This window comes from Candidatus Nanosynsacchari sp. TM7_ANC_38.39_G1_1, from assembly GCF_004138385.1.
On record NZ_PQNZ01000020.1, the window covers coordinates 1 to 12,250 of the forward strand.

The 12,250-nt window shown below is 47.3% G+C and carries 10 protein-coding genes, 1 tRNA gene and 1 pseudogene; 6 read left to right on the forward strand and 6 right to left on the reverse strand.

Annotated features, from left to right (window positions below; all coding sequences use genetic code 11):
- Window positions 1-21: 21 nt before the first annotated feature.
- From G1ANC_RS02050 to G1ANC_RS02065, 4 genes are all read right to left on the reverse strand, one after another.
- A tRNA-Asn gene (locus G1ANC_RS02050) sits at window positions 22-96 on the reverse strand.
- Between the two features lie 60 nt (window positions 97-156).
- Window positions 157-2,010: a serine hydrolase gene (locus tag G1ANC_RS02055; protein WP_164997971.1), complete on the reverse strand. Its 1,854-nt coding sequence runs from the start codon at window positions 2,008-2,010 to the stop codon at window positions 157-159.
- Window positions 1,991-2,416 carry a LexA family transcriptional regulator gene (locus G1ANC_RS02060; protein ID WP_129693369.1) on the reverse strand — a complete coding sequence of 142 codons (426 nt, stop codon included), beginning with the start codon at window positions 2,414-2,416 and terminating at the stop codon, window positions 1,991-1,993. Before G1ANC_RS02060 ends, G1ANC_RS02055 begins: the two co-directional genes overlap by 20 nt.
- Before the next feature lie 7 nt (window positions 2,417-2,423).
- The gene (locus G1ANC_RS02065) at window positions 2,424-3,758 is read right to left on the reverse strand and encodes an O-antigen ligase (RefSeq protein ID WP_129693370.1); all 1,335 of its coding nucleotides are present in this window, start codon (window positions 3,756-3,758) and stop codon (window positions 2,424-2,426) included.
- Between the two features lie 38 nt (window positions 3,759-3,796).
- Between G1ANC_RS02065 and G1ANC_RS02070 the strand changes: the two genes are divergently transcribed.
- The 3 genes from G1ANC_RS02070 to galE are packed head-to-tail and all read left to right on the forward strand — an operon-like array spanning window position 3,797 to window position 7,401.
- A complete protein-coding gene (locus G1ANC_RS02070) occupies window positions 3,797-5,233 on the forward strand; it encodes a sugar transferase (RefSeq protein ID WP_129693371.1) in 1,437 nt (478 codons plus the stop codon).
- Window positions 5,233-6,351: a glycosyltransferase gene (locus G1ANC_RS02075; RefSeq protein ID WP_129693372.1), complete on the forward strand. Its 1,119-nt coding sequence runs from the start codon at window positions 5,233-5,235 to the stop codon at window positions 6,349-6,351. The genes G1ANC_RS02070 and G1ANC_RS02075 overlap by 1 nt, the downstream gene beginning before the upstream one ends.
- A 33-nt stretch (window positions 6,352-6,384) precedes the next feature.
- On the forward strand, window positions 6,385-7,401 hold the full coding sequence (gene galE / locus G1ANC_RS02080; RefSeq protein WP_129693373.1) for a UDP-glucose 4-epimerase GalE: 1,017 nt from the start codon (window positions 6,385-6,387) through the stop codon (window positions 7,399-7,401).
- A 63-nt stretch (window positions 7,402-7,464) separates the two neighbouring features.
- On the opposite strand, the gene G1ANC_RS02085 is transcribed toward galE, so the two are convergent.
- Window positions 7,465-7,896 (reverse strand): adenylyltransferase/cytidyltransferase family protein, encoded by a 432-nt coding sequence (locus G1ANC_RS02085; protein ID WP_129693374.1) that lies wholly within the window; start codon window positions 7,894-7,896, stop codon window positions 7,465-7,467.
- 45 nt (window positions 7,897-7,941) lie between these two features.
- Here G1ANC_RS02085 and rfbB point away from each other — a divergent pair, with 45 nt between their 5' ends.
- The 3 genes and pseudogenes from rfbB (at window position 7,942) to G1ANC_RS04240 (ending at window position 10,914) form a co-directional block, all read left to right on the forward strand.
- Complete coding sequence (gene rfbB, locus G1ANC_RS02090) at window positions 7,942-8,955, forward strand: dTDP-glucose 4,6-dehydratase (protein ID WP_129693375.1); 1,014 nt, start codon at window positions 7,942-7,944, stop codon at window positions 8,953-8,955.
- 2 nt (window positions 8,956-8,957) lie between these two features.
- Window positions 8,958-9,506, forward strand: a complete 549-nt coding sequence (locus tag G1ANC_RS02095) for an NUDIX hydrolase (protein WP_195157089.1) — start codon at window positions 8,958-8,960, stop codon at window positions 9,504-9,506.
- Window positions 9,503-10,914 (forward strand): annotated as a pseudogene (locus tag G1ANC_RS04240) (sugar nucleotide-binding protein). Before G1ANC_RS02095 ends, G1ANC_RS04240 begins: the two are co-directional and overlap by 4 nt.
- A gap of 5 nt (window positions 10,915-10,919) precedes the next feature.
- Here the strand turns inward: G1ANC_RS04240 and G1ANC_RS02105 are convergent.
- Window positions 10,920-12,215, reverse strand: a complete 1,296-nt coding sequence (locus G1ANC_RS02105) for a hypothetical protein (RefSeq protein WP_129693377.1) — start codon at window positions 12,213-12,215, stop codon at window positions 10,920-10,922.
- Window positions 12,216-12,250: the final 35 nt, after the last annotated feature.

Here is a 12,250-nt window from a genome sequence, read left to right on the forward strand (position 1 = left end):
CTCCGTAGAAGTGTCTTTTCTTGGCTCCGGCAGCTGGGCTCGAACCAGCGACCTAATGGTTAACAGCCATCCGCTCTACCACTGAGCTATGCCGGAATACACTCTGCTTCACCGCAGATACCAGTATTGTAACTTATTATACAAAAGGTGTAAAGTCTACTGCGCTCGCAGCGCATCAAGCTGTTTTGCCAAATCAGCAATCGCTTCCCAACTAGCGCCATCAGTCATAATTGACAGTACGTACGTACCGTGCGAACCATAAACAATCGCCGAGTCATGCAATAATCCATTCATAAAGCCAACTTTATCGGCAACCGTCCCCGACGCACCCGCCGGAATACCTTTGCGATACACATTTTTCTTCATAGCTTCTAGCAAGCGCTGCTGATTAGCGCTCGAAAAGTTTTGGCCGGTTGCAATCATACCTAGCAGCAGGGCTTGATCATTTGCTGTCGTATACGGTCCGCCGCCTTTCATAAATGTCGAGTTCTTAAGGCCAATGGCGTTAGCTTCGCTAGTCAAAGTACTAACTCCAATTGCGTTCAAGAAACTTTCCGCGCAAGCATTATCGCTCAAACTAATCATTTTATTAAAGCATGCTTGATCGCTATCCCAACTGCGCGCACCGCTATCAATACGCTTTAGCAAGCTATAAGCCACTAGCAATTTGTAGGTGCTAGCTGTTACAAATTGCTTATCGCCATTGTATTCGGCGCGGCGCTTTTTGCCGTCAAGTTCTATCATCGACACGCCGTAAGTCCCCGGATGGTCTTTGGCGAAATTTTCCATCAAAGCCGACAAGCCAGCATCGCTCGAGCTATATGTCCGCGTATATTCCTCGCGCGGCGGCACAGCCTTGGTAACGGCATCAAGCTGCAAACTACCGCCGTCGATTGTACTTTGTAATTTCTGCAGCATTACCGCCACATCAAGTGCTTGCCCTGAACTACCTGTCTGCTTGCTAACAATAGTGAAGTCATGCGTAGTAATTTTCGACACCCCAGGCGCCACAGTAACAATTTTCGCTACCTCATCATTCAGCCATTTGCTAGTACGTTCAGCATTCAGCGTAGCCACCAATTCTTTATCTTTATCGGTAAAGTCAAGCCAAGCGTAGACTGTCTGCGCATCGACCGCGACGGTTTTATCTCTAGCTTTAATTTGAATACCTCCCGCTAGATGTTTGGTTAGCTTTCGCGCCAATTGCTTAGCTTTTTCATCGCTCACCGCTGGTTTGATATCTATTTTATTGACATTAATAGTTGTAGGCTGATGTAATTTTGGTTTGATATCGCGAACAGATTGCTTGATTTTAGCCTCATCGCATTTACCGCCAAGCCTAGACCTCTGCAGCTCGAGCTGCGCCCCTTTGGCTTTAAGCGTAGCATTGGTCGGACTAACTTGGCAGCGAGCAACTATTTTTTCGTTAACAGCTGCATCCGTTTGGTTGGCAAATTTAGGGGCTGGCGGCGAACCATAATTCAAACCATACCAAAACAATGAAGTTGGCACTAATCGCACATACCAAGGATAATCGTACTGCTTGATCCGCTGCGAATTATCAACCGAGACAGCAATATCGCGCAGTTTAATGCTAACTGCTGGCTTGTCTGAATTATTCATCGTGATATTAAGAGCATGGTCGCTATACGCTTGATTAGCTTTTTTAGCCGCTGCATCTTTAGTCATACCGCCAATTGCCAATCCGTCAACGTGCGCAAACGGCAAAGTCTTATCGCTTGGATAAGCCAACTGTACAATTACTAGAAGAAATGTCAAACTTGCTGCCGCACCGACTGCATATTTACGGAAATACTTATGGCGTAACAAACGTTGTAATTTTATCTGCAATGAAGCAGCTTGGTAATTGACCTGCCGATATGCGCCATAAACTAGACGCCGCAACTTCAATCGCCAAGCGCTAGATTTAGTAGATTTAGCGGCATGGACCGCCGCTTTAGTACCAGTATAACGCCGGCGGTAAGATGGTTTACGCGCTATCCGTCTCACGCGGCCCCTCATAGCCAAGAATTTGTAATGCCGATTGCAGTGTTTGAATATCCTGGCGTGCCTTATCGTCGTCTTGCTTCTGCAAATCGGCTATTTTAGCGCGAATACAGCGTTCAGTTATCGCGTCTGTCGAATCCAAAACTTCTGGCGTGGTTTTTGGCGCCGCAACCACGTCGATCACCTCTAGCGACCGCGCTGAATTATCACGCTTACGCAAGTAGCCGCGGGAGATCAAATTATCAATATGTACTGCCACTGTCGAAACGCTTTTGTAATTAAGCGCCCGCATTATCTCGCGATAGCTCGGCCCGTAGCCGTTATCTTTTATAAAGTTATCAATAAATAGTAAAAGCTCGTACTGCTTCTTGGTCGGATTAATTGCCGCCGATTGAGCTTGTGCTGCCATACCTTCACTATAACGAATCAACCAGCTCCCGGTCAAACGGTCGTGCCACTATCAGCGCCGACAAGCCCCACCAAACTAGTGCTATCACATCATCAGCAAATACTGGCAAGAACAAACTAGCGATACTCAGGCCAATTCCAGACAAAAACATACCAAGCGCTAACCAATCGTTCCGCCGCCGCCATAACCGCCGCAAAACGATAATCACAATCATCAAGTAAATCACTAAACCCAGCCAACCAGCTTCGTGCACGATAAATAAATATTGGTTCTCGATAATCACCCCTGAATCACCTAATAACGATGCCGACCCGGTACTGCCAATACCAGCACCGAATGGCTGCTGCGCTGCCTTGATGACGCCATCGCGCAGCGACGAAAGGTGGTCATCGTTTGAGGTTCTAGCAGCACCCGTAGTAGGATTATCATGCAAAATCACATTATGCATAAAGTTGGTATCGCGCAGCAAATAAGCTCCGCCCGCAGCTGCAACTAAAACTCCCGCAGCAATCGATATCCAAGCTTTTTTAGATAATTTCCGGCCATATTGATGAGCAAAAAGCCCGCCTAACGCTGCTAGAGCCCCCAGAATCGCCGCCCGCGAATAACTAATATAAAGAGCGATACTAGAGCTAGCGGCCGCCAAAATGCCGTAGACGCGCAGCTTAGCACTATCACGCCATTTTGCCGCCAAAAATGCTGACGCCAACACCAATCCGCCAAGCGCGTACGCTCCTAGCGGATTCGGCCCGCGCAGCGTGCTGCCAAAGCGCACATAAGCCTCATTTGAATCAACCGTCAAATACGGTGCAACCGTCGCCTGACTGTAACCGAATATTGTCAAGAAATCCCGCGGCAAAGCCAACTGTAAACAAGCAAACCCAATAATTACCACTGCTGCCGCCAGCATACATTTCAATAAAATTTGCCGATAGCGCGGATATAGATAAATAAAACCATACATCGTCGCCGCTATTAAACCCCAGCGCAAATCAATTACCAGGCCAGCAATCACAGTCGTCGCTGAATTACCCGCAGCCAGCGATATTCCTACTAAAACTAAATGCCACAGCGCAAAACCAGCAATCAACCATAACAACTTATCGCGCAGCCAAAATCGCCAAGCATGGCGCCGCCAACCCAGGATAATCACCAGAACAAAAGCTACCATTAGCAATACTTCTTTCCATGCTTTGGCATACAGCGCAACCAGCGGCCAATGCGTGCTCGCAAAAACCGTCAACGGCGTATGAATTGCCAAACCTAGCATAATCGCAGCCAACAGCGCTAGCGTTACCGAAGCTAGCCGACGCTCCAAATTATCGGTATTGAGATTGCTCATGCTATCTATTATAACGAAAGTTGTTATAATGAAGACAAATGCCATCTCATAACACCAAGTCTTACAGCCTAATCCTGATGGCGGCCGACGCGATTGTGCTGGCAATTGTTTTTGCCGCAGCCTATTACATTCGCACTCAAGTCGACCAGCGCGTACTCTTGCACATTGTTTACGCCTACGAATATATTATCGGCTTTGCCGTGATTACCCCGGTGTGGATACTGATTTTCGCTTCGCTCGGATTGTATAGTCCGAGCATTTATAACCGCCGCCTCGTCGAATGGAGCCGTATAACGCTCGGCACTTTCATTGGTATACTGCTGGTGATTGGCTGGGAATACTTCACTAGTATGCATATTTTTCCGGCCAGGTTAGTCGCTCTTTACGTTTTAATCGGCTCAACGATTGCCATTATTTTGGTACGCGAAATAATTCGCACTATTCGCAACGAGTTATACCGCTACGGACACGGCGTCAGTCGAGTGTTGGTAATCGGCAATTCTGATGCGACGACCGATATTGCGATGTCCCTCGGCTCCACCCACAAATCTGGTTATCAAATTGTAGCCTTCGCCGGACCGGCAAAATTGTTGCCGCCGCATCTCGGTATCGTTCATTACGGCCGCGTCGAGACAGCACTCAAAGATATCAAAAAACTTAACATTAGCACTATTATTCAAACCGACCTTTATGCCAGCGAAGACCGCAACCACCAGATTTTAAGCGCTGCGCAAATTGCTCACATTCAATATAATTTCATTCCTGGCGAGCCAGAATTTTACACTGGCAAAAACACCGTCGATGTCTTTCTCGGCTATCCGATGATTACCGTCAGCCAAACACCACTCATCGGCTGGGGAGCAATTGCTAAGCGGTTATTTGACTTGATAGCCGTTATTATTACTTTGCCGCTCTGGGGATCAATTATAATAATAATCGCGCTGCTGCAAAAGATTTGCAATCCCGGACCGATTTTTTACCGTTCTAAGCGTTTGAGCCGTTTTTCGAAGCCGATTCGCCTTTATAAGTTCCGCACTATGGGTGCTCAGTACGGCAAAAAGGACGCCAGTATCGAGTTTGAGGAAATGAACCGGCCTGATTTGGCCGCCGAATATCGGCGCGATCACAAGGTTGCCGATGACCCGCGAATTACTTGGTTTGGTAAGTTCTTGCGTAATACTTCGCTTGATGAATTCCCGCAATTTATCAACGTGCTGCTCGGCGACTTGAGTTTAGTCGGGCCGCGTCCGATTCTGCCGCAAGAAGTTAAATTCAGCAAAAATCGTACGGCGTTATTGCATAGCGTTAAGTCTGGAGTAACTGGATTGTGGCAAGTCTCGGGCCGCAGCAACTTGAGCTTCGACGAACGGATTGAGCTTGAGCTTTATTACGCGCAAAACTGGAGTTTTTGGCTAGACTTGCGGATACTTTTCAAAACAATCGGTGTTGTATTACATAAAACAGGAGCGAGATAATGAAGCGTCCGCGCATTGCAATTGTTTGCGACTTCTTGACAACGATGGGCGGTGCCGAGAATGTCGTGCTAGCAATGCACGAAGCTTTCCCTGATGCGCCAATTTATACGGCAATATATAATCCCGACAAGGTTCCAGCTTTTGCTAAACTTGATATTCGCACCTCGAAACTACAAAAAATACCGCTGCGGCTGCGTAATTATTACAAACTTTTTCCGACGCTAGCAGTTAAAGCAATGCGCCAGCTCGATCTTAGCGAATTTGATATTATTTTGACTAGTTCGTACCTGCACGGCCACCAAGTTACTAAAGCACGACTCAACCAAGTTATTATCAATTATTGCCATACGCCGCCGCGCTACTACTGGAGCCACTACGACGAATACCGCCGCGATCCTGGCTACGGCAAGCTTAATCCGTTTATTCGCCTGCTGATGCCGCTGCTGGTACCGCATCAGCGCCAGCTTGATCTGGAGGCTGCTAAACAAGTTGATGTCTTCATCGCTAACTCTACCGAGACGCAAAAACGCATCAAAAAATATTACGGCCGCAGCAGTACCGTAATTCATCCGCCAGTCGAAACTAGCCGCTTTACGCCTGCTCGCAAGCGGAGTGACCACTACGTAACCATCGGCCGCCAATTGCCGTATAAGCGCTACGATCTAGCCGTCAAAGCCGCTACCAAACTCAACAAAAAACTGATCGTTTTTGGCAACGGGCCAGCTCACGACCAGCTAGTCAAGCTTGCCGGCCCAACCGTCGAATTCCGCACCGACCGCTTCGGCGATGCTAGCGATGCCGAATACGAGAAAGCTATCACAACTGCGCGCGGCTTTATTTATCCTGCCGAGGAGGATTTCGGTATTGTCAGCGTCGAAGCATTGGCAGCCGGCGCACCCGTTATCGGCCTGGCACGCGGCGGCACCACTGATATAGTCACGTCGCCTGATATCGGCACGCTATTTCAACATCAAACCGTCGACGACATTGCAAAAGCCATCAAAATCACCGAACAAACCCGCTTTTATCCGAGCAAACTCGCCCGCACCGCTAAACGCTTCGACAAAGGACTTTTCTTGACTAAGATTAGGAAAGTTGTACGAGATAATACGCCTTAAGCAATTATTTATTTTTTCGGGTATACTAGGGTTATGAAAACAATTTTAGTCACTGGCGGCGCGGGTTATATTGGCAGCCACACGCTGATCGAGCTTATCAATAACAATTTTGAAGTAGTGGTAATCGATAACTTAGCCAATTCTAGCCGCGAGAGTTTGCGACGTGTCGAACAGATCACTGGGCACGACATCCCTTTTATTGAAGCGGACGTCCGCGACCAATCAGCACTTGATGATATTTTTACAACATACGATATAGATTCAGTGATTCATTTTGCTGGACTAAAAGCCGTCGGCGAATCGGTCGCCAAACCGCTAGAATACTATGACAATAACCTTGTCTCGACTATGGTGCTGCTTGAAGTGATGCGAGAACATAACGTTAAGCAATTAGTCTTTTCAAGTTCAGCAACTGTTTACGGCAGTCCTAGCGAGCTGCCGCTGCGCGAAACTTCGACAGTCGGCGTAGGCTTAACCAATCCTTATGGCAAGACTAAATACATGATCGAGCAAATCATACAGGATTACTGCGCGGCCGATCCAACGTTCGAAGCAACAATCTTGCGTTATTTCAACCCGATTGGCGCCCATCAATCAGGCCAAATCGGCGAAGACCCAAACGGCATTCCAAACAATTTATTGCCTTATGTCGCTCAAGTTGCTGTCGGCAAACTTCAAAGCGTCGGTGTTTTCGGAGACGATTACGACACGCCAGACGGCACGGGTGTACGCGATTATATTCACGTCGTAGACTTGGCGCGCGGCCACGTCGCTGCTCTGCAGCATATGAAAGCCGGGGCTAATGTCTATAATCTCGGCACCGGAAGCGGCACATCGGTGTTAGAAATCATCAAAGCGTTTAGCAAAGCTTGCGGGCGAGATTTGCCCTACGAAATCAAACCGCGGCGAGCTGGTGATATCGCCGCTTGCTACGCTGACTGCAGCAAAGCTGAGCGCGAACTAGGCTGGCGAGCCGAATTAAGTATTGAACAGGCTTGCGCTGATAGCTGGCGCTGGCAATCGCAGAATCCAAACGGTTTTTCTGAATAGTGGCTGTGGCGCTTTATTTAACGACAAGCCAATAACAACTTGTTTCTTCTAATTCGCGTTTGTCTACTCTTTGCCTGTCGCTTGGTTGATTCGCGTCGACGAATCTGGCTTACCTTTACCAGCATCAAACCGCATCTGTATGTTGTACTTTTTACAAACATCTGCTTCGGGAATGGCTTTTTCGGTATCACGATCGCCGCCGTTAGCAAAGATCAGCTCATCACCCGGATACTGGCCGGCAACCATTTCCAACGACTTAATTTGCGTTGGATCTTCGTCGATTGATAGAATAACCTGATCGACACCCTTTAGCGCCCGCATTAACCGCAACCGATTACTTTCATCCAGGATAATCTTGCCTTTTTTGAGCAGCTGCTGCTTATCATTATTAACAATTACAATCAGCTTGTCGCCCATAGCCGCTGCCGCCTCAATCATGTCCAGGTGTCCGCCATGCAGCGGATTGAAATAACCGCTAACAATTACTATTTTCATAATCCTCCTCTGTCGATTACTTATTATACCTGATATACTATAGTTATGACAAAGATGCTAGTCACGGGAGGCGCGGGATTCATTGGCTCGAATTTTGTGCATTATACCGTCAAACACAAGCCAGAATATGACATCACTGTTATTGACAAGCTCACCTATGCGGGCAATCGCGCCAATTTACAGCCAGTGGCTGATAAGATTACTTTCGTAGAAGGCGACATTTGCGATGCTGAGCTGATGGATAAATTGGTGGCTGAAACTGACATTGTGGTGCATTTCGCCGCTGAAAGCCATAATGATAATTCTCTGCGCAATCCGTGGCCGTTTGTCGAGACCAACGTGGTCGGCACATACACCATCTTGGAAGCTGTCCGCAAGCACGGCAAGCGCCTCCATCACATCTCAACCGACGAAGTGTTTGGCGACTTAGAGCTCGACGATCCAAACCGCTTCACCGAAGACACCCCGTACAANCCNTCCAGCCCCTACTCCAGCACCAAAGCTTCCAGCGACATGNTNGTACGNGCCTGGATTCGCAGCTTCGGNATNAAAGCGACNATTTCCAATTGTTCAAACAATTACGGNCCNTACCAACACATCGAAAAGTTNATTCCGCGCCAAATCACNAANATTTTGAGNNATATCAAGCCAAAACTGTACGGNACNGGCGAACAGGTNCGCGACTGGATTCACGTTGATGATCACAACTCGGCCGTTCACCTCATCTTGGAAAAAGGCGAGCTGGGTGAGACTTACATCATCGGCGCCGACAACGACCACGTCAATAACAAGATGGTGATTGAGCTAATTTGCGAGCTGATGGGCAAAGGTAAGGATTGGTATGAGCATGTCAATGACCGCCCTGGCCACGACATGCGCTACGCCATGGACTCCAGCAAGCTGCGCCGCGAACTGGGTTGGCAGCCACAATATACTGATAACCAAACAGGTATGCATGACGGCCTAATGCAAACCATTGATTGGTACCGCGAACACGAAGACTGGTGGAAAGCCCAAAAAGAAGCGGTTGAAGCAGCCTACGCAAAACAGGGGCAATAATCATGACAGATGTGCCGTCAAAAACTAAAGTCAGCAGTAAAATCGTCTATCAAAATCCTTGGATCACCATTCACGAAGACCAGACTGTTAGTCCAGATGGGACCACCGGAATCTATGGCTATATGGAGTCGCGAGATTCGTGTATGATTGTAGTGGTAGATGACCAAGAGCGCTTGTATTTAGTGCGTGGCTTTCGCTATCCGTCGCAAAGCTTTGGCTGGGAGTTGCCCGGCGGCGGGGGCGACAATGAAGACCTACTAGAGGCTTCAAAACGCGAACTCGAGGAGGAAACCGGCATCATCGCTCAGTCTTGGCAAAAACTAGGTGAGGCATACGTTTGTAACGGTTTATTGACCGAAAAAATGGCGGTCTGCCTAGCCCGAGAACTAAGCTTCACTGGCCAACGTGAACAAAGCGATGAGCTCTTTAGTGATATACGATTTTTCACACTTGATGAGATCAATGAGCTGATTCGAAACGGCGAAATTAATGATTGCCAAACTCTTGCAGGACTACATTATTATCAACTATGGCGAAAGGATACTGTATGAATTTCGATCCAAGCGATTACAACGAGCTAACCGTCGCTGAATCGCCGATTCCTGGATTATTTGTCATTAAATTGCCCGTCCATGGCGACAATCGCGGCTGGTTCAAAGAAAATTACCAAAAAGAAAAAATGGAAGCGTTGGGACTACCATCGTTTGACATCGTGCAAAACAATATCAGCTTCAATGACAAAGCTGGCACTACCCGTGGCCTCCACGCCGAGCCGTGGAACAAATTTATCTCCACTGCCAACGGCCGAGTCTTTGGTGCGTGGTGCGATTTGCGTAAAGGCGACAGCTTCGGCACGGTTTTCACGCACGAAATCAATCCTGGCACGGCAATTTTCGTACCCAAAGGCGTTGCCAATGGCTATCAAGCGCTTGACGACAACATTGCCTACACCTACCTGGTTGACGCGCACTGGTCGCCAGACGCCAAGTACACCTTTGTCAATTTATTTGACCCAGCGCTTGGTATCGATTGGCCCATCAGCCAAGAGCAAGCGATTATTTCCGAAAAAGACGCCGCTCACCCGCTGCTTGCAAACGTAATCCCGATGGAGGTTTAATGGACGATAAGGCAATAGTTATCACTGGCGCTAACGGGCAAGTCGGCCGAGCACTACAAAAAGTTTACCCTCAGGCACTAGCCCTGGATCGCGAACAACTCGATATCACTAACCAAAAGGCAATCAATGAGTTTAACTGGGATAATGTCAAAGTAATTATTAACGCTGCCGCCTGGACCGACGTTGATGGTGCAGAAAATCCCAGCAATTATGACCTAGTCAAAGCAGTTAACGTTGACGCAACCCGCCACTTGGCAAAAGCCGCTAGCCAGCACGACTTAACTTTTGTAACGTTCTCGTCTGACTACGTTTTCGACGGTTCCCAACCAATCCACAACGAATACGAACCTTTTTCTCCACTTAACGTTTATGGCAAAACTAAAGCTGATGGCGATCGAGTCGCCACTACAACAACCAAGCACTACATTATTCGAACCTCGTGGGTAATCGGCGACGGCAGAAACTTTGTCAGCATCATGCAGGATCTAGCAGCACGAGGCATCAGACCCTCAGTCGTTAACGACCAGATTGGCCGCCTAACTTTTACCGATACTTTGGCGCGTGGTATTAAACATTTATTAGAAACAAGCGCACCATACGGCACGTATAATTTAACCAATGAAGGCCAACCGACCAGCTGGGCAGACATTGCCAAAATCGTCTTTGAAAAATCAGGCAAATCACCTTCAGACGTACAGCCAGTTTCTACTGCTGAATATTTCGCTGATAAACCAAACACTGCCAAGCGGCCACCGCAAAGCACCCTAGATCTAACGAAAATTGAAAAAACTGGATTCATACCAGAAGATTGGCACGATAAATTAGACAAGCTGCTTGATTAAATTATCTACTTTGCTTGTTGAATGCTAGCGTTGATTTCTTTATTACTTATGCTATCTTTGCCCCAGTAAGCCTCATCTGCCAGCTTGCCGACTTTAGCTGGATTCCTAGTACCCATCTGATTCGGCAACCAATTTCTAGTGAGCTTAAGCGACCGCTTTTCACGCTCCATTGATTTTTGTAGGGTTTCCTCATCCAAATCCGTCCTACTCTCAACAAATACCAGCTTAAAGTTGTCTGGCATCAGATAATCAGCCAGCCACATCACCCGCGGCATATGTGCAATGTCAGCTACAAACACTGCTGTCATTTCAGTGTCTGCCAACAATTCCATCTTTTGTTCGGTACTCATAGCACCAACTTCATCAGCGTCATAGCCCTCTTTAATCAACTGTTTAGATAAAATTATCGGGATGCTATTAGTAAAGTTCGTAACCGTATCAACCGAGTCGGGTTCCTCATCTGTGAACTCATCCAGTTTTCCAACTACTTCATTAATTTCTTTTTCACTCTTACCTTCACTTCGTAACTTTTCAGCAACGTTCCGCAACATCTGCTCTTTCATTAGTGTTGAAGTACTAATGCGCGGATATTTCTCATATTCATCCAGTAGTGCATCAGTCAACTCAGATGCGCTGGCGGTGTCTGGATCAATATTACGAGCCTCGTATATTCGCCGAAGCGCCCGCACACAAACCTGCATATCTTGCATTGTTGGATTAGTGTCAACTTCGTGCATGAAATCGCTCAGATTGACTTGGTTTTCCTTTACTAACTGATGTATTTTAGCATCAGATGTATGAATCACATCCTCATAATTCAGCCCGGCGCTCTCAGCCAAAACTGGCATCGCTGTTGCCATAGCAATCGTCTTGTTGTTCATCCTACCAGTGTGAACAACTTGTACATTAGTATTGCCGGATTCAATCGCCCGCACATACAGATCGCTAACCATGTCGGTATTTGCCACCGACTCTGGCGGTAGTTTGACATTCCTGTCTGGGTGTCCAATCTCTGCTTCAACAACCTCTTCACCGCGAGCAATATTAACAATAACATCAGCCGCAGACACGGCTTCAACAACCTCTGGACTATTAGAATCTGTAAAGGTAATTTTAGGACAGCCCTGCTGCAGTTGTTCGGAAAAACCGCGATACGGTACATAAACAATTGAGCGGCTCCTCGGCCCTCTTTCAGGATGATCCGGGTCGGTAAATAAATTGTCCGATACTCTGGTTAGATAGCTTTCATAAGCATCTTGTGTATCCTGAGTTTTAACCTCAGGTTTAGAAATTTTCTCCATATTTGCTATCCTTTTATTTTAACTTACTTTTGTAC